This window comes from Pseudomonas antarctica, from assembly GCF_900624995.1.
GTDB classification, from domain to species: domain Bacteria; phylum Pseudomonadota; class Gammaproteobacteria; order Pseudomonadales; family Pseudomonadaceae; genus Aquipseudomonas; species Aquipseudomonas antarctica.
Map to the genome: position 1 here is coordinate 122,575 of NZ_UYXQ01000005.1, position 25,295 is coordinate 147,869.

At 59.7% G+C, this 25,295-nt stretch carries 24 protein-coding genes and 1 riboswitch; of the genes, 9 read left to right on the forward strand and 15 right to left on the reverse strand.

Annotation, left to right across the window (positions count from 1 at the left end; all coding sequences use genetic code 11):
• Positions 1-45 precede the first annotated feature (45 nt).
• Positions 46-1,452, reverse strand: coding sequence for an adenosylmethionine--8-amino-7-oxononanoate transaminase (locus E0F99_RS05690; RefSeq protein WP_083356336.1), 1,407 nt, complete (start codon positions 1,450-1,452; stop codon positions 46-48).
• 273 nt (positions 1,453-1,725) lie between these two features.
• Between E0F99_RS05690 and E0F99_RS05695 the strand changes: the two genes are divergently transcribed.
• Positions 1,726-2,277, forward strand: a complete 552-nt coding sequence (locus E0F99_RS05695) for a cytochrome b (protein WP_130908724.1) — start codon at positions 1,726-1,728, stop codon at positions 2,275-2,277.
• 32 nt (positions 2,278-2,309) lie between these two features.
• On the forward strand, positions 2,310-2,906 hold the full coding sequence (locus E0F99_RS05700; RefSeq protein ID WP_026013867.1) for a YceI family protein: 597 nt from the start codon (positions 2,310-2,312) through the stop codon (positions 2,904-2,906).
• A gap of 60 nt (positions 2,907-2,966) precedes the next feature.
• Here E0F99_RS05700 and E0F99_RS05705 read toward each other — a convergent pair whose 3' ends face one another.
• Complete coding sequence (locus E0F99_RS05705; RefSeq protein ID WP_083356338.1) at positions 2,967-3,851, reverse strand: LysR substrate-binding domain-containing protein; 885 nt, start codon at positions 3,849-3,851, stop codon at positions 2,967-2,969.
• A gap of 125 nt (positions 3,852-3,976) precedes the next feature.
• Here E0F99_RS05705 and E0F99_RS05710 point away from each other — a divergent pair, with 125 nt between their 5' ends.
• Positions 3,977-4,345, forward strand: a complete 369-nt coding sequence (locus tag E0F99_RS05710; RefSeq protein WP_083356339.1) for a nuclear transport factor 2 family protein — start codon at positions 3,977-3,979, stop codon at positions 4,343-4,345.
• A 68-nt stretch (positions 4,346-4,413) separates the two neighbouring features.
• On the opposite strand, the gene rhlE2 is transcribed toward E0F99_RS05710, so the two are convergent.
• From rhlE2 to ahcY, 4 genes are all read right to left on the reverse strand, one after another.
• Complete coding sequence (gene rhlE2, locus E0F99_RS05715; protein WP_083356340.1) at positions 4,414-6,309, reverse strand: RNA helicase RhlE2; 1,896 nt, start codon at positions 6,307-6,309, stop codon at positions 4,414-4,416.
• Positions 6,310-6,531: 222 nt separating this feature from the next.
• Positions 6,532-7,323: a substrate-binding periplasmic protein gene (locus tag E0F99_RS05720; RefSeq protein ID WP_083356341.1), complete on the reverse strand. Its 792-nt coding sequence runs from the start codon at positions 7,321-7,323 to the stop codon at positions 6,532-6,534.
• 130 nt (positions 7,324-7,453) lie between these two features.
• Positions 7,454-8,299, reverse strand: coding sequence for a methylenetetrahydrofolate reductase [NAD(P)H] (gene metF, locus E0F99_RS05725; RefSeq protein WP_083356342.1), 846 nt, complete (start codon positions 8,297-8,299; stop codon positions 7,454-7,456).
• A gap of 92 nt (positions 8,300-8,391) precedes the next feature.
• Positions 8,392-9,801, reverse strand: coding sequence for an adenosylhomocysteinase (gene ahcY / locus E0F99_RS05730; protein ID WP_083356343.1), 1,410 nt, complete (start codon positions 9,799-9,801; stop codon positions 8,392-8,394).
• A gap of 21 nt (positions 9,802-9,822) precedes the next feature.
• Positions 9,823-9,927: riboswitch (S-adenosyl-L-homocysteine riboswitch) on the reverse strand.
• Between the two features lie 198 nt (positions 9,928-10,125).
• Here ahcY and E0F99_RS05735 point away from each other — a divergent pair.
• Complete coding sequence (locus tag E0F99_RS05735; protein WP_083356344.1) at positions 10,126-10,530, forward strand: acyl-CoA thioesterase; 405 nt, start codon at positions 10,126-10,128, stop codon at positions 10,528-10,530.
• A gap of 76 nt (positions 10,531-10,606) precedes the next feature.
• On the forward strand, positions 10,607-11,488 hold the full coding sequence (locus E0F99_RS05740) for a formate/nitrite transporter family protein (protein ID WP_083356345.1): 882 nt from the start codon (positions 10,607-10,609) through the stop codon (positions 11,486-11,488).
• A 42-nt stretch (positions 11,489-11,530) separates the two neighbouring features.
• Here E0F99_RS05740 and E0F99_RS05745 read toward each other — a convergent pair whose 3' ends face one another.
• Positions 11,531-12,820: a cation:dicarboxylate symporter family transporter gene (locus E0F99_RS05745; protein ID WP_232000122.1), complete on the reverse strand. Its 1,290-nt coding sequence runs from the start codon at positions 12,818-12,820 to the stop codon at positions 11,531-11,533.
• A gap of 33 nt (positions 12,821-12,853) precedes the next feature.
• Positions 12,854-13,267, reverse strand: a complete 414-nt coding sequence (locus tag E0F99_RS05750; protein ID WP_083356346.1) for a VOC family protein — start codon at positions 13,265-13,267, stop codon at positions 12,854-12,856.
• A gap of 92 nt (positions 13,268-13,359) precedes the next feature.
• Here E0F99_RS05750 and E0F99_RS05755 point away from each other — a divergent pair, with 92 nt between their 5' ends.
• Positions 13,360-14,241: a LysR substrate-binding domain-containing protein gene (locus E0F99_RS05755; RefSeq protein ID WP_083356347.1), complete on the forward strand. Its 882-nt coding sequence runs from the start codon at positions 13,360-13,362 to the stop codon at positions 14,239-14,241.
• A gap of 40 nt (positions 14,242-14,281) precedes the next feature.
• Here the strand turns inward: E0F99_RS05755 and E0F99_RS05760 are convergent, their stop codons facing one another.
• Positions 14,282-15,517 carry a cation:proton antiporter gene (locus tag E0F99_RS05760; protein ID WP_083356348.1) on the reverse strand — a complete coding sequence of 412 codons (1,236 nt, stop codon included), beginning with the start codon at positions 15,515-15,517 and terminating at the stop codon, positions 14,282-14,284.
• Positions 15,518-15,712: 195 nt separating this feature from the next.
• On the opposite strand from E0F99_RS05760, the gene E0F99_RS05765 reads away from it, so the two are divergent.
• The gene (locus E0F99_RS05765) at positions 15,713-16,099 is read left to right on the forward strand and encodes an MAPEG family protein (protein ID WP_083356349.1); all 387 of its coding nucleotides are present in this window, start codon (positions 15,713-15,715) and stop codon (positions 16,097-16,099) included.
• Between the two features lie 74 nt (positions 16,100-16,173).
• Here E0F99_RS05765 and mltA read toward each other — a convergent pair whose 3' ends face one another.
• Positions 16,174-17,370: a murein transglycosylase A gene (mltA, locus tag E0F99_RS05770; RefSeq protein ID WP_083356350.1), complete on the reverse strand. Its 1,197-nt coding sequence runs from the start codon at positions 17,368-17,370 to the stop codon at positions 16,174-16,176.
• A gap of 128 nt (positions 17,371-17,498) precedes the next feature.
• Here mltA and E0F99_RS05775 point away from each other — a divergent pair, with 128 nt between their 5' ends.
• On the forward strand, positions 17,499-17,948 hold the full coding sequence (locus E0F99_RS05775; RefSeq protein WP_083356351.1) for a c-type cytochrome: 450 nt from the start codon (positions 17,499-17,501) through the stop codon (positions 17,946-17,948).
• A gap of 6 nt (positions 17,949-17,954) precedes the next feature.
• On the opposite strand, the gene E0F99_RS05780 is transcribed toward E0F99_RS05775, so the two are convergent.
• The 5 genes from E0F99_RS05780 to E0F99_RS05800 all read right to left on the reverse strand — a co-directional run bounded on the left by E0F99_RS05780 (position 17,955) and on the right by E0F99_RS05800 (position 22,940).
• Positions 17,955-18,350, reverse strand: a complete 396-nt coding sequence (locus E0F99_RS05780) for a DUF1090 domain-containing protein (RefSeq protein ID WP_083356352.1) — start codon at positions 18,348-18,350, stop codon at positions 17,955-17,957.
• A 71-nt stretch (positions 18,351-18,421) separates the two neighbouring features.
• Positions 18,422-20,086 (reverse strand): NAD-dependent DNA ligase LigB, encoded by a 1,665-nt coding sequence (ligB, locus tag E0F99_RS05785; RefSeq protein WP_083356353.1) that lies wholly within the window; start codon positions 20,084-20,086, stop codon positions 18,422-18,424.
• A 95-nt stretch (positions 20,087-20,181) separates the two neighbouring features.
• Positions 20,182-20,517 (reverse strand): DUF1090 family protein, encoded by a 336-nt coding sequence (locus E0F99_RS05790; RefSeq protein WP_083356354.1) that lies wholly within the window; start codon positions 20,515-20,517, stop codon positions 20,182-20,184.
• A gap of 217 nt (positions 20,518-20,734) precedes the next feature.
• The gene (metK, locus tag E0F99_RS05795; RefSeq protein WP_083356355.1) at positions 20,735-21,925 is read right to left on the reverse strand and encodes a methionine adenosyltransferase; all 1,191 of its coding nucleotides are present in this window, start codon (positions 21,923-21,925) and stop codon (positions 20,735-20,737) included.
• Positions 21,926-21,944: 19 nt separating this feature from the next.
• The gene (locus E0F99_RS05800; protein WP_083356356.1) at positions 21,945-22,940 is read right to left on the reverse strand and encodes an ArsR/SmtB family transcription factor; all 996 of its coding nucleotides are present in this window, start codon (positions 22,938-22,940) and stop codon (positions 21,945-21,947) included.
• A gap of 259 nt (positions 22,941-23,199) precedes the next feature.
• Here E0F99_RS05800 and tkt point away from each other — a divergent pair, with 259 nt between their 5' ends.
• Entirely contained in the window at positions 23,200-25,197 is a 1,998-nt protein-coding gene (tkt, locus tag E0F99_RS05805) for a transketolase (protein ID WP_083356357.1), read from the forward strand.
• Positions 25,198-25,295: the final 98 nt, after the last annotated feature.

Below are 25,295 nucleotides of genomic sequence, written 5' to 3' on the forward strand. Positions count from 1 at the left end.
CGCGATGACGGTAGCCCTGACACCCGATCAGTTGAGTGAATTCAATCAACCTGGATCTCGGAAGCCTGGGTGGAAGTCCTTTGGCACTGCCACGCTGACTTTACTGTTGGTCGCAATATCGATGCCTTCACTGGCCACGTCGGCCAGAAAGTCGATCTGCTCCGGCGTGATCACATACGGCGGCAGGAAATACACCACGCTGCCCAACGGCCGCAACAGTGCGCCGCGTTCCAGGGCGTGCTCGAACACCTTCAGGCCACGGCGTTCTTGCCATGGGTAGGCGGTCTTGGTGGCTTTGTCCTGGACCATCTCGATGGCCAGCACCATGCCGGTCTGGCGCACGTCCGACACGTGCGGGTGGTCCACCAGGTGTGCGGTGGCCGTGGCCATGCGCTGGGCCAGGGCCTTGTTATTTTCGATAACGTTGTCTTCTTCGAAAATATCCAGCGTCGCCAGGGCCGCCGCGCACGCCAGCGGGTTGCCGGTGTAGCTGTGGGAGTGCAGGAAGGCGCGCAGGGTCGGGTAGTCGTCGTAGAAAGCGTCGTAGACATCGTCAGTGGTGACCACCGCCGCCAACGGCAAGTAGCCGCCGGTCAGGGCCTTGGACAAACACAGGAAATCCGGGCGGATGCCGGCTTGTTCACAGGCGAACATCGTGCCGGTGCGGCCAAAACCCACGGCGATTTCGTCGTGGATCAAGTGCACGCCGTAGCGGTCGCAGGCTTCGCGCAACAGCTGGAGGTACACCGGGTGGTACATGCGCATGCCGCCGGCACCTTGGATCAGCGGCTCGACGATGACGGCGGCGACGCTGTCGTGGTTTTCGGCCAGGGTCTGTTCCATGGCCAGGAACAGGTTGCGCGAGTGTTCTTCCCAGCTCATGCCTTCGGGGCGCAGGTAGCAATCAGGGCTAGGCACCTTGATGGTATCGAGCAGCAACGCCTTGTAGGTCTCGGTAAACAACGGCACATCGCCCACCGACATCGCGGCGATGGTTTCGCCGTGGTAGCTGTTGGTCAGGGTCACGAAGCGCTTTTTGTTCGGCAGGCCGCGGTTGAGCCAATAGTGAAAGCTCATCTTCAGTGCGACTTCGATGCACGACGAACCGTTATCGGCATAGAAGCAGCGGGTCAAACCTTCAGGCGTCATTTTGACCAGTCGCTCGGACAGCTCAATCACCGGCTGGTGGCTGAAACCGGCGAGGATCACGTGTTCCAGCTGGTCGACCTGGTCTTTGATGCGCTGGTTGATGCGCGGGTTGGCGTGGCCGAACACGTTGACCCACCAGGAACTGACGGCGTCGAGGTAGCGCTTGCCTTCGAAGTCTTCCAGCCACACGCCTTCACCGCGCTTGATCGGGATCAGCGGCAGTTGCTGGTGGTCTTTCATCTGGGTGCAGGGATGCCACAGCACCGCGAGGTCGCGTTGCATCCACTGGTTATTCAAGCCCATCGGTTATCTCCTCGAAGCGGTCCTGCGGCCAGCGCAGGCGTAACAATCGCGCAAGCCTATGCAATGCCAGGCTGTGTCACAACCCATTACGGACGAATTGGCAGTAAACGCGGGACGGTCTGTCACGTTTCTTAGCAATAGTCCTTAATCCATTGTTAACGTACTGTGCATAACCTCTTGATCGTATTTCTCGATATTTCAAAGCGAAATTTTCCGCTTTAATTCGATAGGTAAATCGCTAGTCTTGGGCACAGTTCTTACGGGATTTGGGACATGCAGCTACGTAATTCACCGGCTCGCTATGGTTGGGTCAGTATGGTTTTGCACTGGGGTGTTGCCCTGGTGGTGTTCGGTTTGTTCGCGTTGGGCCTGTGGATGGTCGGTCTCGACTATTACAGCGCCTGGCGCAAAGACGCGCCTGACTTGCACAAGAGCATCGGCATCACGCTGTTCGCCATCATGCTGGTGCGCATTGTCTGGCGCCTGGTCAGCCCGCCGCCGCCACCGCTGGCCAGTTACAGCCGCTTGACCCGTATGGGGGCTGCGTTTGGCCACGCTTTCCTTTATCTAGGGCTGTTTGCCGTGATGATTGCCGGTTACCTGATTTCCACCGCAGACGGTGTTGGTATCCCGGTGTTTGGCCTGTTTGAGATTCCTGCCGTGGTTTCCGGGCTACCGGACCAGGCAGACACCGCCGGTGTGGTGCACCTGTACCTCGCCTGGGTGTTGGTGGTCTTCGCCGGTTTGCACGGCGTGGCTGCGCTGAAACACCACTTTATCGATCGTGATGTGACCCTGACGCGAATGCTGGGGCGCAAAGCCTGATGTTCAACCTCGACTCACAAGGAATACAAAGCATGTTGAAAAAGACGCTCGCCGCTCTTGCAATCGGTTCTGCTCTGCTGTCCGCAGGTTCAGCGATGGCCGCTGATTATGTTGTCGACAAAGAAGGTCAGCACGCCTTCGTTGACTTCAAGATCAGCCACTTGGGCTATAGCTTCATCACCGGTACTTTCAAGGACCTGGACGGCAAGTTCAGCTTCGACGCTGCCAAGCCTGAAGACAGCAAGATCGAATTCAACGTCCGTACCGCCAGCGTGTTCACCAACCACGCCGAACGTGACAAACATATCGCCAGCAAAGATTTCCTGGATGTTGGCAAGTTTGCCGATGCCAAGTTCGTCTCCACCAGTGTTAAAACCACCGGTAAAAATGCTGCTGGCCAAGTCACTGCCGACGTGACCGGCGACCTGACCTTTCACGGTGTGACCAAGCCGATCGTCGTTAAGGCCACCTTCCTGGGTGAAGGCAAGGACCCATGGGGCGGTTACCGTGCTGGCTTTGAAGGCACCACGAGCTTCAACCGCCAGGACTTCGGCAAGCAGATGGACCTGGGCCCAGCGTCCAACACGGTTGAGCTGTACGTGACGTTTGAAGGTGTGAAAGCGAAGTAATTATTTCGCGCTTCAAATCAAGACGCCGGCCTCAGGGTCGGCGTTTTGCTGTCTGCCGGTTTATAAGCTGTCCTGATAGATCACGACTTGCGCTTTGAGCCAGCTGTGCAACGAGGTGAGTTGCGCTGAGTGTTTACTGCCGGCCGGCCAGACCAGAAAGTAGCGTGAAGAGTGAGTCGGCTCGATGTCGGTGAGTTTGACCAAGTCCCCACGTTGGATCAGCGAGTGGGCAATCGAGCGACGGGTCAGCGCGACGCCATACCCCAGCCTGACGGCTTCGAGCATCAACGTCGAGTCGGTGAACTCCAGCGAGGCTTGAGGGCGTTGTTCTTCCACGCCCGCTGCGCCGAGCCAGATCGGCCAGCTTTCACTGGCGTGCAGCAGCGGCTGCTCCAGGATAGCTTGCGGCGTGTCGGGCAGAACGCCGTGATTGAAATCGCGTGCGGCAACCACCAGTAATGAGTCGCCCATCAGCGTTTCGCAATGCACATCGGGCCATTGGCCATGGCCGAAACGGATAGCGCAATCGAGCGCGCCCTGCTCGAAGCTGGCGAACTCCATGCTCGACTCCAATCTCAGGTGCAGCTCCGGATGGTCGCGCCTGAAATCATGCAAGCGCGGCAGTAACCAGTGCATGGCATAGGAGGGCAGCACCGAAACGGTGAGTTGCGGGTGCTTGGTTTTCGCCATGAGTTTTTCCGTGACGCTTGCCATCTCGCCCAGGGCCTGCCGGATCTGATAGGCATACACACGGCCCTCATCGGTCAGCATCAAGGAGCGTTTGTTGCGCATCACCAACGCGATGCCCAAATACTCTTCAAGTGCCCGAATCTGGTGGCTGACGGCACTGTGGGTGACGTGCAATTCCAGGGCGGCCAGGTTCACCTTGCCCAGCCGGGCCAGTGCTTCGAAGGCACGTAATGCGGCGAGAGGAGGGAGTTTCAATGTGAATTCCTTTCACAAAAAAGACTAATAATAGCCGCTATACGTGAAATGAGTGCGCTACTGATAATGAGCGACCCGTTATTTAGTTAAATAACGCCATGCTGAACAGTCGGGAGTTGTGAGTCGTGATAGACGAAATTCAAGCGTTTCTGAAAGACTACTTTAATGTGTTGCAAACGCAGGACTTAAACAAGTTCGACCAAGTCTTTCACCGTGGCTGTGTCCTGTATAGCGCGCAGAATGCGGACGTGGTGGTTCGACCTTTCGCCGAGTATCGGACCATGGTTCAAGGCCGAAAATCGCCCCAGGAAGGCGGTTTTCCACAACTTGATGAAGTGCTGATGATTGACGTGATGTCCTCGGAAATGGCCATCGTGAAAGTGCGGTTGCGCTTGTTTAATAATGTAATGGTCGATTATTTGAATCTGATGAAAGTCGAGGGTCGCTGGATGATCTTCGCCAAACTCTTTCACAAGGCCGGTGAAGTGTCGTAACAATGTGCCAGGCGCCAGATGCAAAAACGCCCCGAACAGTCGGGGCGTTTTTTTTTACCGTTTAAAACTCAGCGGTTGCGGGTCAGCAGCGCTGGTTTTTCACCACGAGGGCGGCCTGGCAACTGATCCAGCTGCTCAGGTGTCGGAAAGCGGTCAGCTTTCGACTCCTTGTGGATGATCTTCGGCGCAGGGCCTCCGCGCGGGTTTTGCACGGCGGGCTCGGACGAGCGTGGCTGATCGTCACGGGCCGGGCGGCGGTTGTTGTTGCTGCGCGAGTCTTCGCGACGCGCCTGGCCGTCACGCGGTGCGCCATTGCGCGGGCCGCTGCGTTTGGCCGGTGGCGTGCCGGTGGTGCCGCCGCTGCTGTTGCGCGGGCCGTTCTGACGACCGCCCTGTGGCTGGCCGCCACGTGGCGCGCTGCTACCGGCGCCTGCGCCCTGTGACGGAGCACCTGGGCGACGGCCACGGCCCTGGGCCGGTTTGGCCTGGGGCACGTAGTCAACGCGGTTACCGAAGTTATCCACGTCGTCGTCGAGGAACTCGTCCGGTGCACGGTCGGCGGCGGCGCGTGGTGGCTGGCTCGGCTGGCGCTGTTCGCGGGCCGGGGTGCCTTCACGGGGCTTTTGCTCACGGGCTGGGCGTTCGCCACGGCCATTGGTAGGCGCTTTTTCCTTGCCGCCTTTGTCTTTGCCCTTATCGCGACGACCACCGCCGCCACCGCCGCCGTTCGGGCCATCGCCCTTCGGACCGCGTGGGTTGCGTGGGTTGCGCACATCCGGACGCTCGCGCACTTCAGGCTTCTCTGCCTCAACGGCGCTTGAGTCGAAGCCCATCAGGTCGCCGTCAGCGATTTTCTGCTTGGTCATGCGCTCGATGCTTTTCAGCAGTTTTTCTTCATCCGGAGCGACCAGGGAAATGGCCTCGCCCGAACGACCGGCCCGGCCGGTACGGCCGATACGGTGCACATAGTCTTCGTCGACGTTTGGCAGCTCGAAGTTGACCACGTGCGGCAGTTGGTCGATATCCAGGCCGCGGGCGGCGATATCGGTGGCGACCAGGATGCGCACTTCACCGGCCTTGAAATCGGCCAGGGCTTTAGTGCGCGCGTTCTGGCTCTTGTTGCCGTGGATGGCGACGGCGGTGAGGCCGTGCTTGTCCAGGTACTCGGCCAGGCGGTTGGCGCCGTGCTTGGTACGGGTGAACACCAGCACCTGTTCCCACGCGCCGGCGGTGATCAGGTGCGCCAGCAGCGAACGCTTGTGGCTGGCGGCCAGGCGGAATACACGCTGCTCGATACGCTCAACCGTGGTGTTCGGCGGCGTGACTTCAATGCGTTCCGGGTTGTGCAACAACTTGCCCGCCAACGCGGTGATGTCGTTGGAGAACGTAGCCGAGAACAGCAGGTTCTGGCGTTTGGCCGGCAGGCGCGCGAGGACCTTCTTCACGTCATGGACAAAGCCCATGTCGAGCATGCGGTCGGCTTCGTCCAGCACGAGGATTTCCACGTGGGACAAGTCAACGCTGCCTTGGCCACACAGATCGAGCAAACGACCCGGGCAGGCGACCAGCACGTCAACACCGCGGGACATGGCCTGAACCTGTGGGTTCATGCCGACGCCGCCGAAGATGCAGGCGCTGACGAACTTCAAGTCGCGGGCATACAGCTTGAAGCTGTCGTGCACTTGGGCGGCGAGTTCGCGGGTTGGGGTCAGGACCAGTACGCGCGGTTGGCGCGGGCCGTGACGCTGGGATTTGTCCGGGTGACCGTTGGGGAACAACCGCTCCAGAATCGGGAGGGCGAAACCACCGGTTTTACCAGTACCTGTCTGAGCCGCAACCATCAGGTCGCGACCTTGCAACACGGCGGGAATGGCCCGCTGTTGCACCGGAGTAGGCTCGGTATAGCCCGCTGCCTCGATGGCGCGGACTAAAGCCTCGGAGAGACCGAGGGAAGCAAAGGACATGAGTAATCCTGTTTTAGTTAGGGCTTGGCCCAAAGGGATAATCTTGCCGGGCGTGAATGGCGCTTAGGGGAGCGCAACCCCGTCCGGTCCTGCTGCGTCTGGCGGGCACTCCACTGGCTCGCGCGGGGCTGAAAGCTGCGCAGTAGCTAGGTTGGGTGCCTTTTTCAAGACCTCAGCGGCCGGGCGTGAGCCTGGCGGAAAGGCCGGAGTATAACAGAGCAATCACGGCGCGCTGCTTTCCTGCTGCTCAACGGTGTGTTCAGAAGCCGTAATAGCCTGGATTCCACCGTATTTGGCGCTCAAGGCGGCATACGCCGGCTCTTGTTTGAAGCGCTTGAGCTCGGCGGCGAAGCGCTGCACCAGCAGGTCCATGCCGGCGCCACGGCGTACGGCGAGAAATTGCGGCTGGCGGCTGATCACGATTGGCGCCTGGCTGACCTTGCCTTCCAGGCCCATGGCCTTGATCACATGCTGGCCGACCCGGCGGTCTGTGATCACCAGATCGACACGCCCCAGCGACAGTTTGCCGAAGTTGGCCTCATGGCTGGGCGCCGGCTCGCGGTTGAACAGGGTGGAGTCGCTGAAGGTGTCGCCGTAGAGGTAGCCCGGCGAATTGCCGACGGTCAGCCCGCGCAGGTCGTCGAGGGTTTCGGCCGGGTGAGGGCGGTCGTTGGCGTAGAACAGTACGAACTCGACGTTCGACAGCGGCTCGCTGGGGTAAAGCAGCAGGGCGTCGCGCTCATGGCTGTGGAAAATGTCCAGCGCGCCATCGGCGTGGCCTTGCTCAAGCATGGCCAGGCAGCGTTTCCAGGGCAGGAATTGCCATTCTACGTCCACGCCCAGGCGCTGGAACACGATCACCGTGGTTTCATAATCCAGACCGCGCATGCTGCCGTTATCGTCGTATACATAAGGTGCCCAGGGCTCGGTGACAATGCGCAGTTTCTCGCCGTAAGCGGTGAGGCTCAGGCAAGTAAAAAACACAGCGGTCAACAGCTTGAGAATGACGGGCATACCCTGAGGTTACGACGCTCGTGCGCTAAAGAGAAGCTCTGGCGCGAGCATTTGCGGGCGAGTTGATGTGGCGCATATAAAACCAAAAGGCCTTCGTATTAACGAAGGCCTTTGAGTAACGGAGCAAGCCTTAGCGTGGCAGCTTGAGGTTGTTCCAGATGGCCAGGCTAGGCTCGGCCTGGTTCAGGGTGTAGAAGTGCAACCCTGGCGCGCCACCTTGCAGCAGTTGTTCACACATCTGGCTGATAACCTGCTCGCCGAATGCCTGGATGCTCTTGACGTCATCGCCATAGGCTTCCAGTTGCTTGCGCACCCAGCGTGGGATTTCAGCGCCGCAAGCGTCAGAGAAACGCGCCAGCTTGCTGTAGTTGGTGATCGGCATGATGCCCGGCACGATCGGGATGTTGACGCCCATCGCCCGTACACGCTCGACAAAGTAGAAGTAGCTGTCGGCGTTGAAGAAGTACTGGGTGATCGCGCTGTCGGCACCGGCGTTAGCCTTGCGCACGAAGTTTTGCAGATCGTCTTCGAAATTACGTGCCTGAGGGTGCATCTCCGGGTAAGCCGCCACCTCGATATGGAAGTGATCGCCGCTTTCTTCACGGATGAAGCTCACCAGGTCATTGGCGTAGCGCAGCTCACCGCTGGCCATGCCCATGCCGGACGGCAGGTCACCGCGCAGGGCGACGATGCGCTTGATGCCGGCTTGTTTGTATTGGGTCAGCAGGCTGCGCAGGTCAGCCTTGCTGTCGCCCACGCACGACAGGTGCGGAGCGGCGGGAACTTTGACTTCGCTTTCCAGCTGCAACACGGTGTTGATCGTGCGGTCACGGGTCGAGCCGCCGGCGCCGTAGGTGCACGAGAAGAAGTCGGGGTTGTAGCTGGCCAACTGCTTGGCTGTCGCCATCAGTTTTTCATGCCCAGCATCGGTCTTGGTCGGGAAGAACTCGAAGCTGTAGCGACGGTCTTGGGACATGGTCGTACCTATGGAAACTCATCAAGCCAGAAGATGTACACCGTCAATGCCACAAAAGCCCGCTCCCACAGAGAGAGCGGGCAGCAGGCATATCAGTAGCGGTAAGCGTGCGGCTTGAACGGACCTTCGACCGTCACGCCGATGTAGTCGGCCTGGGTCTTGGTCAGTTGAGTTACCACGCCGCCGAAGCCGCGGACCATTTCCAGGGCCACTTCTTCGTCGAGTTTCTTCGGCAGTACTTCAACGGTCAGGCGCTCGGCTTTCTGGGCGGGCGACAGGTCGGCGTACTTCTGCTCGAACAGGAAGATCTGCGCCAGAACCTGGTTGGCGAACGAGCCGTCCATGATGCGGCTTGGGTGGCCAGTGGCATTACCTAGGTTAACCAGACGGCCTTCAGCCAGCAGGATCAGGTAGTCGTCGTTCTGCGGGTCGAAATTAACCGCGCCGGTACGGTGAACCTTGTGTACCTGCGGCTTCACTTCTTCCCATGCCCAGTTCTTGCGCATGAAAGCGGTGTCGATTTCATTGTCAAAGTGACCGATGTTGCAGACCACAGCGCGCTTTTTCAGGGCTTTGAGCATGTTGGCGTCGCAAACATTCACGTTACCGGTGGTGGTCACGATCAGGTCGATTTTGCCCAGCAGGGCCTTGTCGATGCTCGCTTCGGTGCCGTCGTTCTGGCCGTCGATGAACGGCGAAACCACTTCGAAGCCGTCCATGCAGGCTTGCATGGCGCAGATCGGGTCTACTTCGGAGACCTTAACGATCATGCCTTCCTGACGCAGGGACTGGGACGAACCCTTGCCCACGTCACCGTAGCCGATCACCAGGGCTTGTTTGCCCGACAGCAGGTGGTCAGTGCCGCGCTTGATCGCATCGTTGAGGCTGTGACGGCAGCCGTACTTGTTGTCGTTCTTGCTCTTGGTCACCGAGTCGTTGACGTTGATGGCCGGGATTTTCAGCTCGCCCTTGGCCAGCATGTCCAGCAGGCGGTGCACGCCAGTGGTGGTTTCTTCGGTCACGCCGTGGACGCGGTCGAGGATCTGCGGGTACTTCTTGTGCAGCAGCTCGGTCAGGTCGCCGCCGTCGTCGAGGATCATGTTGGCGTCCCATGGCTTGCCATCTTTCAAGATGGTTTGCTCCAGGCACCACTCGTACTCTTCTTCGGTCTCGCCTTTCCAGGCATACACGGCGATACCGGCAGCCGCGATAGCGGCAGCGGCCTGGTCTTGAGTCGAGAAGATGTTGCACGAGGACCAACGCACTTCGGCACCCAGGGCAACCAAGGTTTCGATCAGTACGGCAGTCTGGATAGTCATGTGGATGCAGCCGAGAATCTTAGCGCCTTTGAGCGGAAGCTCTGCGGCGTACTTGCGGCGCAGGCCCATCAAGGCAGGCATTTCGGATTCGGCGATAAAGGTTTCGCGACGGCCCCAGGCAGCGAGGGACATGTCGGCGACTTTGTAGTCGGTAAAACCAGCAGGCGTAATTACAGCGCTCATGAAGAGCCTCCATTCGTAGTGTGCGAATGGGCGCCGTTGTGCGTTTAGTATCCAGCCGGTAACCAGGCTGGACAACGCCCCATCCGAGCCTGACAGGTTGAACCTGCTGCAGCGCCCCTCGGACAGGTGGCGGGAGAACGGTATCAACTGAAGATGACCGTTTTGAAGCGAGGGCGATTATAGCCGTGTGCGCCAGACTTCCCAAGCCTTTCTGTCGGGCATATGAAGATCGCTCATGGGTTTGATAGGCAATGGCTCATAGAGCTTGGGCCTGGGCTCTGCCATGATGTTGCCCATCATTTCGCAACACGCTTTGGAGTGACCATGAACTTCCACACCCGCAAATGGGTAAAGCCCGAAGACCTCAACCCCAACGGCACCCTGTTCGGCGGCAGCTTGCTGCGCTGGATCGATGAAGAAGCGGCCATCTACGCGATTGTTCAATTGGGCAACCAGCGTGTGGTCACCAAGTACATCTCTGAAATCAACTTCGTCAGCGCCTCGCGCCAGGGCGATATCATCGAGCTGGGCATCACCGCTACCGAGTTCGGCCGCACCTCGATCACACTGACCTGTGAAGTGCGCAACAAGATCACCCGCAAAAGCATCCTGACCGTGGAAAAGATGGTCTTCGTCAACCTCGGTGATGACGGCTTGCCAGCGCCCCACGGCCGTACCGAGATCAAGTACGTGAAAGACCAGTTTCAAGAAGACGGCATCAAAGACTAATCGTGTGGCGGGCCAGTGAACGCTCTTGATGGGCGACAGGTCGTACCTGAACAACACCCCCGTTCAGGTATGCCCCATGGCCACGCAAGAAGATGGCAAGACCCCCAACTTGTCGCAGGAAGAGCAACACGACGTCGACAAGAACCAGCCGCCTCGCGCGGCAGTGCTGCATGAAATTATCCGCACCCAGGGTGATCAGGAACTGGAGCGCACCGTAGCGGCGTTATGGTGGTCGGCGCTGGCCGCCGGGCTGACCATGGGCCTGTCGTTGATGGGCATGGGCCTGCTCAATTCGCGGCTACCGGACGGCGAAGGGTTCAAAGTGATCGCCAGCTTCGGTTACTGCGCGGGTTTCCTGGCGGTGATCCTCGCCCGTCAGCAGTTGTTTACCGAAAACACCCTGACGGCAGTGCTGCCGGTAATGAGCAAGCCGACCCTGAGCAATGCCGGGCGATTGCTGCGGTTGTGGACCGTGGTGCTGGTGGGCAACCTGTGCGGCACCTTGCTGGTGGCGTATGTGATGCTGCATTTGCCGATCTTCGACACCAAGACCGACATGGCCTTCCTCGAAATCGGCCGAAAAGTCATGGAAAACGACCCCGGCCAGATGTTCGCCAAGGGCATCATTTCCGGTTGGATGATCGCCACCATGGTGTGGATGATCCCGTCCATGGAAAGCGCAAAAATGTTCATCATCGTCCTGATCACCTACCTGATGGCGCTGGGGGATTTCACCCACATCGTCGTCGGCTCGGCAGAAGTCTCCTACCTGGTGTTTGCCGGCGAACTGCCGTGGAAGGACTTCTGGCTAGTGTTCGCCGGGCCGACCCTGGCGGGCAATATCATCGGCGGCAGTTTTATCTTTGCGCTGATCAGCCATGCGCAGATTCGCAGCGAAAGCAGCTTGTCGGGTGAGCCGGCAGATCCGCGTCATCCGCACGATAAAGAAACAAGGTGATATCGCCCGCAAAGGTTGATGGCGTGCCTTTGCGGGGAGGTTTCAGGCGTTGAACGGCGCGTCGGCTGGTTTGATGGCAGGCGTGCTATCAGGCGCGGTGAGCTGACCTTCCCACCGAGCAATCACCAAAGGCGCCAGTGCGTTGCCCAGCACATTCAATGCCGTGACCGGCATATCCATCAGTCGATAGACGCCTGCGATGATCGCCACGCCTTCCACAGGTAGCCCTGCCGTAGTCAAGGTGGCGGTCAGGATAATAAACATGAACCCTGGTACACCCGCCGCGCCCTTTGACGTCAGCACCATGATCAAGACCAGCATTCCCTGATCCGCCAGGCTCAGGTCGATGCCATACGCTTGGGCGATGAACAGCGTGCCCAGCGCGGCAAACAGCGATGCGCCATCCAGGTTGAACGAGTAACCCAGTGGGATAACCATGCTGGTAATGGGGCGTGGTGCGCCATAGCGCTCCATCTTCTCGATCAATTGAGGCATCACCGTCGCCGAAGCGGCACTGCAATAGGCCAGCAATAGTTCGCTGCGTATTTCCCGCAGCAGGTGGAAAAAGCCTACGCCCGCCAACCGCGCAACGGCGCCCAAGACACACAGTGCAAATAGCAGCACCGCGATATAGGTCGTGCCAATCAATTTGGCCAACGGCAGCAAGGCGCTCAGGCCAAAGCTGGCGACGGTGACTGCAATCAGTCCGAAAATACCTATCGGCGAGTAATGCATGACCAATTGAGTGACTTTGAACATGGTGTCCGAGACGCCCTGCATCACGCTTATCAGGGGGGCCTTGCGCTGCTCGGGTAGCAGCGATAAGGCGCAGCCGAACAAGATGGCGAAAAACAACACCGAGAGCAGTTTGCCCTGCGACATGGCCAACACGATGTTGTCCGGTACGATCGCCAGCAGCGTTTGGCCCAGATTCTGCGTGGTGCCATTGCCGGTCAGGCCTGTTACCGGTGTACGCAGGGTGCTGGCGAATTCGGCACCCGCACCGGGCTCAATGACATTGCCGACTATCAGACCGAAGACGATTGCGATACTGGTGATGGTGAAGAAGTACACGAACGTCTTTACGCCGACGCGTCCCAGGGCGGCAGGGTTGCCCATGCCGGCAATGCCGACCGTCATGCAGGCAAAGACCAGAGGGACGACGATCATTTTCATCAGCTTGATGAACAGGTCGCCCGCCGGTTGCAGCAGGTTGTCGATGAACCACGTCTTTTGTTCGGGAAATTGGTTGAGGAGGATGCCGACGATTATCCCGGCAGCCAGGCCGATCATGATGCGGGTGACAAGGCTGGTTGATTTACTGGCAGTCATGGGGTGCCCCTTATTGTTGTGATTGTCAGGGATTTATTGAGCGAACAGCCCGGCGAAGTCCTTGAAGCCTTTCACTTCGATTGGGTTACCGCTGGGGTCGAGAAAAAACATCGTGCGCTGCTCGCCAGGTTCGCCAGCAAAGCGAGTCACTGGCGGAATCTCGAAGTGCATCCCCAGATGGGTAAGGCGTTCGGCAAGCGTCAGCCACTCATCAAGTGGCAACACCACGCCGAGGTGCGGCATCAGTACGTGGTGTTCACCTACCCGGCCGGTACGTGTTGTGGAAAAGGGTGTGCCCAGGTGCAGTGAAAGCTGGTTGCCGAAAAAATCGAAGTCGATCCAAGTGTCAGTGCAACGGCCTTCTGTGCATCCCAAAACATCTCGATAAAAAATGCGCGCCTCGTTTAAGTCACAAACATGGTATGCAGCGTGAAAGGGTCTGTTCATGGCTGGATCTCCGAATGGGTGAGTCCTCAGATTAAACAGGCTGTGTATCCGGATAAAACGGGTTCGCCTTGTTCTGAGCGAAAGGAAAACTTATGGATGTTCGCTTCCTGCGAAGCCTGGTCGCCGTTATTGAAACCGGCTCCATTGCCGCGGCTGCGCGACGTGAAAACCGTACCGCCGCGGCGATCAGCCAACGCATCAAGACGCTTGAGCGAACGCTGGGCTGCACGTTGCTCACGCGTACGGCACATGCCGCGCTACCCTCGGACCATTGCCTGCTGTTGTTACCAAAAATTCAGGCAGTCATTGAACAGGCGCGCGCGTTGCAGGAAGACTTGAGCCAGGACGGCTTATCTGGAGAGATTAAGATCGGTGCCATTTCAACGGCGTTGACCGGGGTCTTGCCGGGGGTGATCGAGCGGCTGGCGCGCTCGGCGCCGAAGCTGAGACTTAAGATCACGCCGGGCGATTCCAGAAGCCTCTACGAGAGATTACTGACCCAGGAGTTGGACGTGGCGATACTCGTCAGGCCACCGTTTCAACCGCCCAAAGCTTTGGTCACGGCATTGTTGCGTGCCGAACCATTGGTTCTGATTGCGCCCTCAGCGTGTGAGGCGCAGACGTTTGAAACCTTGTTGCGCGAGCGCTCATTTATCCGCTACGACGCTCGTTCGTGGGGTGGTCAGATCGCTCAGCGGTTCCTTGATGAGCAGTCCTTTGATCCGCACGTGCTATGTGAACTGGATGCTTTGGAAACCATCGTGATACTGGTCGCTCAAGGCATGGGAGTATCGTTGGTGCCGCAGTGGACGGGAATGTCTCGCAGCAAACTATGCGTGTTGCCGGTTGACAACGAGCAGCGCTATGCGCGGGAGCTGGTCGTCATGCATGGGGCGGCGCCACGGCGCCCACTGTGCATGCGGCACCTGCTGGAAACGCTGTGCGGCACGCCTGTGAGCAAGCCTGCTGCGTAGCAGGCAAATCCTCACGAGCATGCTTGGGCTGGTGCCGTGCTTACTGCGGCTCTGCCACGCGGCGTACGACTCGGCCAATCGTCAAACCCTGCAACAGGATCGACGACAGCACCACGATGTAGGTGATGCTCAGCAGCAAGTCGCGTTCCGGGCCCAGCGGCAAGGCCAGTGCCAGCGCCACCGAAACCCCGCCGCGCAAGCCGCCCCAGGTGAGGATGCGGATGGTGCCGCGCGGCACCGTGCGCCAGCGGCGCAGCAGCAGGATCGCCGGGGCCACGGTCAGTAGGCGTGAGAGCAGGATCGCCACGGCCAGCAAACTGGCGGCCAAGACGTGCAGCCAGTTGAACGGCAGCAGCAACAGCTCCATGCCGATCAGCGCGAACAGCAGGGCGTTGAGCATGTCATCGAGCAATTCCCAGAAGCCGTCCAGGTAGCGCCGGGTCATGTCGTTCATCGCCAGCTTACGGCCCAAGTTGCCAATAATCAGCCCGGCGACCACCATCGCAATCGGCGCCGAGACGTGCAGTTCGGTGGCCATTGCCGAACCACCGATCACCAGGGCAAGGGTCAGCATGACTTCGATCTGGTATTGCTCGATGCTCTTGATCATCAAGTACACCAGGTAGCCGATCAGCCCGCCGAACACCACGCCGCCAATCGCCTCATGGGCGAACAGCATGGCGGTGGCGCCCACGGTCGGTGTTTCGCCTAACTGCGCGATGCCCAGCAGTACGGTAAACACCACCACGGCCGTACCGTCGTTGAACAGTGACTCGCCGACGATGGTAGTTTTCAGCGGTTTCGACGCGTTGGCGGTTCGCAGCACACCCAACACCGCAATCGGGTCGGTGGGCGAAATCAGCGCGCCGAACAGCAGGCAGTAGAGGAAGCTCACGTGCCAGCCAAACAGGGCAAAGATGTAGTACGCCAGGCTGCCGATTACCACGGTGGCAATCAACACACCGAAGGTCGCCAGCAGGCCGATGGGCCAGCGGTAACTGCGCAGGTCGTTCAAGTTGACGTGCAAGGCGCCGGCGAACAGCAGGAACGACAGCATCCAATTCATCAGCAAGTCGCCGAAGTCGATTTGGCCGATCAACTGCTGGATACGTTCTTCCAGGCCTGGGTAGCCGATAAAGCTCAGGCCTTGCAGGATCAACGAGAACAGCAAGGCCGTAACCATCACACCGATGGTGGGCGGCAGGCCGATAAAACGGAAGTTCACATAGGTGAGTAGGGTAGTAAGGCAAATGAAGGCGGCGACAAGTTCAAGCATCCGGGGACCTTGGAGGGTGGAGTGAGGGTTGGTTAATGGGGGGATGGACCGCAGCAGTCGCGGGAGGTTGCAAGCCATAGAGCAAAAGGCCAGTAGCACCTTTGGCAGTGGCACAGTTCATAGCGGTTAAGTGCGGTTTGGCATTTTTAGTGCTAAAACGCTAACCGCGGGCTAAAACTACAAAAGGAATCAGTGATGACGGTGGCTTTCTGGTGTGTGTTGATCGCAATTTTCCTGCCTTACCTGTGCACGGGTGTGGCCAAGTTCAGCGGAGGCAAGTTCGGGCCACGCCAGAACCACGACCCTCGGGGTTTCCTGGACACCCTCGACGGGTTCGCCAAGCGCGCCCACAGTGCGCAGCTCAACAGTTTTGAAGTCACACCGGCGTTTGCAGCGGCGGTGATTATTGCGCACTTGGCCGGCACGGCGTCGCTGGTGACTATCAATGTGCTGGCGGTGTTGTTTATCACCAGCCGCCTGCTGTACATCATTTGCTACCTGGCGGACTGGGCGATGCTGCGCTCGTTGGTGTGGGCGGTGGGCATGGCGTTGATTGCGAGTTTCTTTTTTGTATCGATCTAAGGCTTAACGCAGCGAGTGGGCTTGTCGTGGCAAGCCTGCTCGCCACAAAACCAGCCCGCTCTCACATGTGGTCTTCAGCTCCCGGCGGGTGCATCCGGCACTTGAGGCAATGCAGCGCCTTTAGGCCACAACATCCAGATCTGCCCCTGCTGCTTCATATTTCCCGCCAACTCACCCGCCGCGTCACCCGTGCCCCAGAACAAGTCCGCGCGTACTTCGCCGGTGATCGCACCACCGGTGTCTTGGGCTGCCACAGGCCGGGCAATCGGCGAACCGTCAGGTTTGGTGGTCGACAGCCATAGCAGGCTGCCCAGCGGAATTACCTTGCGATCCACTGCCACGCTGTAGCCGGCAGTCAACGGCACATTCAACGAGCCGCGCGGGCCTTCATTGCTGTCCGGGCGGGTGCTGAAAAATACGTAGCTGGGGTTGCTCGCCAACAGCTCTGGAATACGTTCCGGGTGTGCCTTGGCCCAGGCACTGATGGTGCCCATGCTCACCTCGTCTTTTTTCAGTTCGCCTTGTTCCACCAGCCAGCGGCCGATAGGGCGGTAGGGGTAGCCGTTCTGGTCGGCATAACCAACGCGTAACTGACGCCCGCCCGCCACTTTAATTCGGGCTGAACCCTGGATCTGCAGAAATTGCAGGTCCATGGGGTTGGTCAGCCAGGCAATGGGCTTGGCGCTGGAACCCTGGCTGTTGATGGTGCTGGCATCGTCATAAGGCTTGAGTACGCGGCCTTCGAGGCGACCACGCAGGCGCTTGCCTTTGAGTTCGGGGTAGATGCTTTCCAGGTTGACGATAATCAGGTCATCCGGCACGCCGTACACCGGTACGTGGGCGTTGGCGGTTTCGGTCAGGCTGCCGGGGTAGATCGGTTCGTAGTAGCCGGTGATCAAGCCGTTGGGTGAGTTGTCAGCTGAGCGCAGGCCGAACACATCCAGTCGCGCCTTGAGAAAGCCCCGAACCGCCCCGGCACTGCGCGGCACGTCGGTTGCTGCTGCGCAGGTCGCGCCCCACACCGGGTCTGCCTTGAGCCGTTGGCAGGCGCTGCGCCAAGAGTCAAACCCCGCCAACAGGTCGGCTTCGGAGACTGCCGGGAGCGCTTCCCACGGTACGTTCACATACGTGGCCACGGGATGGGGCTTTGCTTCTTCAGCTTTGTGAGCGTCGTTGGCGGCGTCTTTGCCAGCATCGCAGCCGGCCAGCAACGCGATCATCGGTAGAGCCCACGCCAGGCGACGACTCCAAGGTTTCAAGGTGACATTCATACACGTAATTCCTGAAGCGATTGCCCGCGCTGCAACGGCGGCGTGCAACCTTATTATTAATAGGGCTATTGGTCTTTGCGGGCGGGGCGAGGATACTGGCCGCCGTTTTCCGTGACCTTGAAGCCATGATGACCTTTAAAAAAATGACCCTGGTATTGCTGGCCTGCCTGACCTTGTCCGCCTGCGGTGGTGTTGATCCGAACTCGCCCCTGGGTCAGCGCAAGGCGATTTTCAAACAGATGCTCAAGACCGGCGAAGACCTGGGCGGCATGCTGCGCGGGCGTATTCCGTTCGACGGCGCGAAGTTCGCAGAGGGCGCGGTCAAGCTTGATGCGCTGTCCCATGAACCGTGGAAACATTTCCCGAGCGTGCGCGAAGAAGATCACACCAGCGCCAAGGATAACGTGTGGCAGCAACAGGCCCGCTTCCAGGCGTTGGCCCGAAACCTTGAAGCGGCCACCGGTGAGTTGGTGATCGCAAGCCAGGTGCAGCCCTACAAGGCCAGTAACTTGGGGCCAGCAGTGCAGAAAGTTGAAGACGCCTGCACGGCCTGCCATAAGCAGTTTCGAGACCACTGACCGGTTTTACTGGTCGAGTTCTTCGACGGCGTCCTGCAGTTCTTTGCGCGACTGGGCGAGCTTGTCTTTGCGCTTGTTGATCTTGTCTGCGTCGCCCTTTTTCATTGCTTTGTCGAGGTCGGCCTGACGGCGGCTGACTTCGTGCTTGGCGTCGAGCACCTTGTTTTCACGCTCTTTGCGCAAGGACGCATCGGTGCAGTGGGCGGTGACTTCGCTCAGGGCTTTTTCCAGGCCCGCCTGTTGATCGCTGTTGCCATGAGCCTTGGCTTGCTCGATCTGGGTGCTGATGGCTTGGCGCTTGGCGGCGCAGCCTGTCAGGGGTTGCGCGTCTTCGGCGGCCAGCAGTGGCGTGGCCATGAAGCTTGCGACGGTAAGCAAGGCAAGCGGGGCTAGGAATTTCATGTGAGGCTCCAGGGTCGCAATCAAATGGCAGGGTGAATTCTGCCGTAAGTTAAAAGGTGGCAGGGCCGGGTTCAAAACCCGTCAATCCCGGCCACGCGTAATGTTTCGGCCAACGCTTGTACCTGCGGGTCGCGAAAAAAAGCGCTCAGTTGCGCTGCACGGCCCGGGCCTATGCCGTCGGTCGCCAGCCAGGCCTGGGTGTCTCTGGCGGCCAGAGTCTGCCAGCCGCCCTCCAGGTCGTTGCGTGCCGACGGGGGTACGCCCAAGGCTTTGAGCCATTGTGCAAAGGGCCGTTGCCGCGCGCTTTGAATGCTGTCGAGCAAGCGCGCACGGCGGCGATCACCGAAGCCATCAATGTTAGCAAGCTCTGTCGCATCCAGGGTTAACCAATCGAGAATGCCTGCGATTAGACCGGCTTGTATCAATACGTTCCAGGTTTCGCGCCCCAAGTGTGGCAAGGACAAACCCTGGTTACCGCTCAGCCAGGTCAGGCGCGCGAGCATTTGCTCTTCGCACCCTGTGTCCAGTTGCCAACAGCTTAGGGCGTGAAAGTCTCGCGGGTTGGGCGCTTGCACCGGCACCCGTGTCTCGTTGCGCAGAATCACTTGGTCCAGCCGAGGAATCACTTGGCCAGCAAGGCTGATGGACACCTGATCACCGGGCCGGATGTCCAGTGCTTGCCAGCGTTTCAGGGAGCCGACGCTGACGCGGTTGATTTGCCGGTCATCCAGTCGCACCGGCTCCAGCTCCAGGATGGGAGTAATGCGCCCGGTGCGCCCGATCTTGAACCGAACTTTGCGTACCAGCGCCAGTGCCTTGGCGGCCGGATACTTCCAGGCAACTGCCCAGTAAGGCGCGCTGGCTTGCCAGCGTTTGGCGGGTGGGCGCGCGGCCTGGTGTAACACCACGCCATCGCTGGCGAAGGGCAACGGATGGTTGTACCAGTAAGTACGCCAGTGTGCGGCATCACCGATGCCTTGAACGGGTTGGCTATAGCGGCTGCTGTCGGTAAAGCCCCACTGCGCCAGGCTGGCCAGGCGCTTGGTAAAGTCTGGTGGGCCGTCAGGCCAAGCCCAGATGAATAAGCCGATGCCTGCAGCCTCGGTGTCGTTCAGCTGTCGGCGGTTCATCAGCCCGGCCACTTTGCTGCGCGCATTCAGCCCGCCATGGGCTGACTGCACATGATCGTCGAGGCGCCAATAGAGTTCGCCTTGCAGCACCAGGTCGATGGGGTCGGGCAGTTGCTGGATGATGCCGGGGATCTGGCGCGCGGCAGCTGACCAGTCCTGGCCGAGCAGGCCGTTGCCGCGACTGATGAGTTGGCTCAACCGACCCTTGCGGTACACCAATGTCACCGCAACGCCGTCGACCTTGGGTTGAACCCACACGTCTTGTCGGGTCCTGAGCCAGCCATCGACAGCCCGCTCATCCAGCAGCTTCTCCAGGCCGGTATGAGCGACCGGGTGAGGTTGCGTACCCCTTGAGGTCGCCAGTGGGTTGTCGACCGTTAGCGCGGTTGGGGCTAAGCATTGTCGCCAGTGAGCCAGGCGCAGGCGGGCCTGATCGTAGAGCTCATCGCTGACAGGGGATTGCCCGAGGCGATGATAACTGTCATCCCACAGCTTGATCTGTTCAGCCAGGGTGCGGACCTGTGATCGAGCGTCCTCAGGGCAATCTTCAGCCCACGCCAGAAAAGGCAGGGCGCTGAGTAGAAGAGCAATCAGTAAGCGCATCATGAGCATCCTTGCTCGGAAAGGGGCCCCAGCCTAAATGATCCACACCGGCACAAAAAAGCCCCGGCAGTGCGGGGCTTTTTACCGGGTGTTTCTGCTTACTTGAACAGACCGCCCAACGCTTTGACTGGATCGTTCTTATCCGCCTTGGCTTCCTGTGTTTGCTGCTTGGCGTCAACTTTGGCCTGGGATTCAGCCAGTTTGTTGCAACCTTTGTTGACTTGATCCTGCGCGGCTTTAAAAGCCTTCACTTTCAAGGTTTCGTTCGCGGCCTCTGCGGCATCAATCTTGGTCTGCAGGTCTTTGGCTTGTTGCTGGCAGTCGCCGGATTTGCCGCCCAGGGCGCCACTCAGTGCGCTCAGGTCGGCGGCATGCGCCGGCAGGGTGAACAGGCTGAGCAGAAGGGCGGCAGGGATGAGCGTGGAAATGCGCATGAAAACCTCAATGTTCGATTGCCTGCGCGTTTATCTGTCCCGGGCTGGCGCAGGGCAATATCCAAGTAAGGTGAAGGGCCCGAGAGGGCGCGGATTCTAGAGGGCCATTATTTGGCCTGCAAGCATTGGATCCAAAAATATGAGCGTCGTCGGTTAATCACCCGGCAATAAAAAGCCCCGCCGGGAAACCCGGCGGGGCTTTGTGTACCGCGAGCGATTACAAACCGGCAGCTGTGCGCAGGTCGTTGGCGCGGTCGGTTTTTTCCCAGGTGAACGTGGTGAAGGTGTCGTCGCCGACCGTCTTCTGCGCAGGGGTACGGCCGAAGTGGCCGTAGGCTGCGGTTTCCTGGTACATCGGGTGCAGCAGGTCGAGCATGGTGGTGATCGCGTAAGGGCGCAGGTCGAAGATCTCACGCACCAGTTTGACGATCTTGTCATCGCTGATCTTGCCTGTACCGAAGGTATTCAGCGAGATCGAAGTAGGCTGAGCCACACCGATGGCGTAGGAAACCTGGATTTCGCAACGCTCGGCCAGGCCGGCCGCGACGATGTTCTTGGCCACGTAACGACCGGCGTAGGCAGCGGAACGGTCAACCTTGGACGGGTCTTTACCCGAGAACGCGCCACCGCCGTGACGGGCCATGCCGCCGTAGCTGTCGACGATGATTTTGCGACCGGTCAAGCCGCAGTCGCCCACTGGGCCGCCGATGATGAACTGGCCGGTCGGGTTGATGTGGAACTGGGTGTCTTTGCTCAGCAGTTCGGCAGGCAGTACGTGCTTGACGATCAGCTCCATGACGCCTTCGCGCAGGTCGGCGTAGGAAACATCGGGGTTGTGCTGGGTCGACAGCACAACCGCGTCGATACCCACGACTTTGCCGCCTTCGTAACGGCAGGTTACTTGGGACTTGGCGTCCGGGCGCAGCCATGGCAGCAGGCCGGATTTACGCGCTTCGGCTTGGCGCTGCACCAGCTGGTGCGAGAAGGTGATCGGCGCCGGCATCAGTACATCAGTTTCGTTGCTGGCGTAGCCGAACATCAGGCCCTGGTCGCCGGCACCCTGATCTTCAGGCTTGGCACGGTCCACGCCTTGGTTGATGTCGGGCGACTGCTTGCCGATGATGTTCATCACGCCGCAGGTCGCGCCGTCGAAGCCGACGTCGGAGCTGTTGTAGCCAATGTCAGTGATCACGTCACGGACGATCTGTTCCAGGTCGACCCAGGCGGTGGTGGTGACTTCGCCGGCGATGATCGCCACGCCCGTTTTCACCAGAGTCTCGCACGCCACACGGGCGAACTTGTCTTCAGCAATGATGGCGTCCAGCACCGCGTCAGAAATCTGGTCGGCGATTTTGTCCGGATGCCCTTCAGACACGGACTCGGAGGTGAAAAGGGAGTATTCGCTCATCTCGATGTTTTCCTGATATTTACCGATGGTGAGTGTCGCCAGCCGGCCGCTGAAAATGGCGGACCTGAATCTGGAAACCATTACGTAAACCTACATAGAGGCTTTCCCCGGGAACGAGTCCCGCAGCGGTGGCCCAACGGGCCAGATCGTCCTGTTCAAAACCCAACCAGAGATCACCGCAGGCCTCCTTGGCCCAACTCTGGTTATGGCTGCATAAATCTGTCACCAGCAGGCTACCGCCGGGTTGCAGCAAATTCGCCATCTGCTTGAGGGCGTCGGCAGGGGCGGCGAAATGGTGCAAGACCATGTTCAGCACCACGCAATCGGCCCGCAGGCTGGTGTCATTCAACGCGTCCGCCAACTGCAGGTTGACGTTACACAATGCTTCACGCTCACAGAGCTGGCGCGCCAACTCAAGCATCGCCGGGCTGTTGTCCAGCGCTGTCACCTGCGTAAAACGGCGCGCCAGTTCCGGCAGGAAACCGCCGTCGCCAGGGCCAACTTCCAACGCCGTCGCCTCATCACTGAAGCTCAGCTTGTCCAACATCGCCAGTACGCTTTCGCGGTACTGCGGTAACCCTGCGATCAGGTCCTGCTGGGCGCGAAACTTTTCGGCAACCCGTGCGAAAAAATCTTGGCTGGCGGCGGCGCGTTGCCCGTGGACTGTGCTGATGCGCGACTGCACCTCAGTCGGCAGGCTCAAACTGTCCACTTCTTCGAGCAGGGCGGTGTGCAGCTTGCCGCCGAGCAGTTCAGTGTGGGGCAGGGCGCGGCGGTAAAATATCGCATTGCCTTCACGGCGAGTGGCTACCAGGTCAGCCTGGGCCAATACCTTGAGGTGGTGGCTCATGCCGGATTGGCCGATCGCGAAGATCTGCGCCAGCTCCAGTACGCCGAAGGAATCGTTGGACAGCGCACGCAATACGTTCAGGCGTAGCGGATCACCAGCGGCCTTACACAAGGCTGCCAGTTCATCGCCGTCGTCAGGACGCAGGGAGGGCACGGATAGATTCATAAGGCCAGCAGTCTAGTGACGGGTGGAAGTCCCCGCAAGGCCAATATCAAAAAGTTTTGATATTGGTCGATAGTCGGTGGTCATAAGCGGTCGCTATAACCCCTAAACGAAGCAGTGGCGCTTTTCTGCAAGCGATTGCCGGGCAAACCACAGGAAAAACACCGTCAAGTGACTATCTGTCATTGCCCGCAGGCGGTGGCTGAGGGAAAATGCCGGTCCTTTTTTCGGTTTCTATATTCAAACCCCCAGGAGATCAGCGATGCCCAGCCGTCGTGAGCGTGCCAACGCCATTCGTGCCCTCAGCATGGATGCCGTGCAAAAAGCCAACAGCGGCCATCCCGGTGCCCCGATGGGCATGGCGGATATCGCCGAGGTACTTTGGCGTGACTACCTGAAACACAACCCGAGCAACCCGTCGTTCGCCGACCGCGACCGCTTCGTGCTGTCCAACGGCCACGGCTCGATGCTGATCTATTCGCTGCTGCACCTGACCGGCTACGACGTCACCATTGATGACCTCAAGAGCTTCCGCCAGCTGCACAGCCGTACCCCGGGCCATCCGGAATTCGGCTACACCCCAGGCGTCGAGACCACTACCGGTCCCCTGGGCCAAGGCCTGGCTAACGCTGTGGGCTTCGCGCTGGCTGAAAAAGTGCTGGGCGCGCAGTTCAACCGCCCTGGCCACAACATCGTCGACCACCACACCTACGTGTTCCTGGGTGATGGCTGCATGATGGAAGGCATTTCCCACGAAGTCGCTTCCCTGGCCGGTACCCTGGGCCTGGGCAAGCTGATCGCTTTCTACGATGACAACGGCATCTCCATCGACGGCGAAGTCGAAGGCTGGTTCACCGACGACACCCCGAAGCGTTTCGAAGCCTACAACTGGCAGGTGATCCGCAACGTCGACGGCCACGATCCGGAAGAGATCAAGACCGCCATCGACACCGCGCGCAAGAGCGAGCAGCCGACCCTGATCTGCTGCAAGACCACCATCGGCTTTGGTTCGCCGAACAAGCAAGGTAAAGAAGACTGCCACGGCGCCCCACTGGGTGACGCGGAAATCGCCCTGACCCGCGAAGCACTGAAGTGGAACCACGGCCCGTTCGAAATCCCGGCCGACATCTACGCCGAGTGGAGCGCCAAGGAAAAAGGCCTGGCGAGCGAAGCCGAGTGGGACCAGCGTTTTGCGGCCTACTCCGCCGAATTCCCGGAACTGGCCAACGAACTGGTGCGCCGCCTGGCCGGTGACCTGCCTGCCGACTTCTCGGAAAAAGCCTCGGCCTACATCGCCGAAGTCGCGGCCAAAGGCGAGACCATCGCCAGCCGTAAAGCCAGCCAGAACACCTTGAATGCTTTCGGCCCGCTGCTGCCGGAAATTCTCGGCGGTTCGGCTGACCTGGCCGGTTCCAACCTGACCCTGTGGAAAGGTTGCAAAGGTGTCTCGGCTGAAGACGCCAGCGGCAACTACATGTACTACGGCGTGCGCGAATTCGGCATGAGCGCCATCATGAACGGCGTGTCCCTGCACGGCGGCCTGGTGCCTTACGGTGCAACCTTCCTGATGTTCATGGAATACGCGCGCAACGCTGTGCGTATGGCCGCGCTGATGAAGAAGCGTGTGATCCATGTGTACACCCACGACTCCATCGGCCTGGGCGAAGACGGCCCCACGCACCAGCCGGTCGAGCAACTGACCAGCCTGCGTACCACGCCGAACCTGGATTGCTGGCGCCCAGCCGACGCGGTCGAATCCGCCGTGGCCTGGAAGCACGCCATCGAGCGTAAGGACGGCCCTTCGGCGCTGATCTTCTCGCGCCAGAACCTGCAGCACCAAGTGCGTACCGACGCGCAGATCGCGGCGATCAGCCGTGGTGGCTACGTGCTCAAGGACTGCGTTGGCGAGCCGGAGCTGATCCTGATCTCCACCGGTTCCGAAGTGGGCCTGACTGTTCAGGCGTACGACAAGCTGACTGCCCAGGGCCGTAACGTGCGCGTTGTGTCCATGCCGTGCACCAGCCTGTTCGAGGCCCAGGACGCCGATTACAAGCAATCGGTTCTGCCGTTGCAGGTCAGCGCGCGTATTGCCATCGAAGCGGCTCACGCCGACTACTGGTACAAGTACGTGGGCCTGGAAGGCCGCGTGATCGGCATGACCACCTACGGTGAGTCGGCGCCGGCGCCAGCGTTGTTCGAAGAGTTCGGTTTCACCCTGGAAAACATCTTGGGTCAGGCTGAAGAGCTGCTGGAAGACTAAGGCTGTAGATTGAGGTGGCTGTACTGACGCCTTCGCGAGCAAGCCCGCTCCCACATTTGATCGGGTTCACACAGTTGGAATTGTGAACCCATTCAAGT

What these genes read in the sequence shown, in the direction of transcription:
- E0F99_RS05690 (WP_083356336.1), bottom strand. Translation starts at nt 1,452, where the DNA reads ATGGGCTTGAATAACCAGTGGATGCAACGCGACCTCGCGGTGCTGTGG.
- E0F99_RS05755 (WP_083356347.1), top strand. Translation starts at nt 13,360, where the DNA reads ATGGATGTTCGCTTCCTGCGAAGCCTGGTCGCCGTTATTGAAACCGGC.
- E0F99_RS05700 (WP_026013867.1), top strand. Translation starts at nt 2,310, where the DNA reads ATGTTGAAAAAGACGCTCGCCGCTCTTGCAATCGGTTCTGCTCTGCTG.
- E0F99_RS05775 (WP_083356351.1), top strand. Translation starts at nt 17,499, where the DNA reads ATGACCTTTAAAAAAATGACCCTGGTATTGCTGGCCTGCCTGACCTTG.
- mltA (WP_083356350.1), bottom strand. Translation starts at nt 17,370, where the DNA reads ATGAATGTCACCTTGAAACCTTGGAGTCGTCGCCTGGCGTGGGCTCTA.
- E0F99_RS05800 (WP_083356356.1), bottom strand. Translation starts at nt 22,940, where the DNA reads ATGAATCTATCCGTGCCCTCCCTGCGTCCTGACGACGGCGATGAACTG.
- metF (WP_083356342.1), bottom strand. Translation starts at nt 8,299, where the DNA reads ATGTCCCAAGACCGTCGCTACAGCTTCGAGTTCTTCCCGACCAAGACC.
- E0F99_RS05740 (WP_083356345.1), top strand. Translation starts at nt 10,607, where the DNA reads ATGGCCACGCAAGAAGATGGCAAGACCCCCAACTTGTCGCAGGAAGAG.
- ahcY (WP_083356343.1), bottom strand. Translation starts at nt 9,801, where the DNA reads ATGAGCGCTGTAATTACGCCTGCTGGTTTTACCGACTACAAAGTCGCC.
- ligB (WP_083356353.1), bottom strand. Translation starts at nt 20,086, where the DNA reads ATGATGCGCTTACTGATTGCTCTTCTACTCAGCGCCCTGCCTTTTCTG.
- E0F99_RS05790 (WP_083356354.1), bottom strand. Translation starts at nt 20,517, where the DNA reads ATGCGCATTTCCACGCTCATCCCTGCCGCCCTTCTGCTCAGCCTGTTC.
- E0F99_RS05695 (WP_130908724.1), top strand. Translation starts at nt 1,726, where the DNA reads ATGCAGCTACGTAATTCACCGGCTCGCTATGGTTGGGTCAGTATGGTT.
- E0F99_RS05720 (WP_083356341.1), bottom strand. Translation starts at nt 7,323, where the DNA reads ATGCCCGTCATTCTCAAGCTGTTGACCGCTGTGTTTTTTACTTGCCTG.
- E0F99_RS05745 (WP_232000122.1), bottom strand. Translation starts at nt 12,820, where the DNA reads ATGACTGCCAGTAAATCAACCAGCCTTGTCACCCGCATCATGATCGGC.
- E0F99_RS05760 (WP_083356348.1), bottom strand. Translation starts at nt 15,517, where the DNA reads ATGCTTGAACTTGTCGCCGCCTTCATTTGCCTTACTACCCTACTCACC.
- tkt (WP_083356357.1), top strand. Translation starts at nt 23,200, where the DNA reads ATGCCCAGCCGTCGTGAGCGTGCCAACGCCATTCGTGCCCTCAGCATG.
- rhlE2 (WP_083356340.1), bottom strand. Translation starts at nt 6,309, where the DNA reads ATGTCCTTTGCTTCCCTCGGTCTCTCCGAGGCTTTAGTCCGCGCCATC.
- E0F99_RS05765 (WP_083356349.1), top strand. Translation starts at nt 15,713, where the DNA reads ATGACGGTGGCTTTCTGGTGTGTGTTGATCGCAATTTTCCTGCCTTAC.
- E0F99_RS05780 (WP_083356352.1), bottom strand. Translation starts at nt 18,350, where the DNA reads ATGAAATTCCTAGCCCCGCTTGCCTTGCTTACCGTCGCAAGCTTCATG.
- metK (WP_083356355.1), bottom strand. Translation starts at nt 21,925, where the DNA reads ATGAGCGAATACTCCCTTTTCACCTCCGAGTCCGTGTCTGAAGGGCAT.
- E0F99_RS05750 (WP_083356346.1), bottom strand. Translation starts at nt 13,267, where the DNA reads ATGAACAGACCCTTTCACGCTGCATACCATGTTTGTGACTTAAACGAG.
- E0F99_RS05735 (WP_083356344.1), top strand. Translation starts at nt 10,126, where the DNA reads ATGAACTTCCACACCCGCAAATGGGTAAAGCCCGAAGACCTCAACCCC.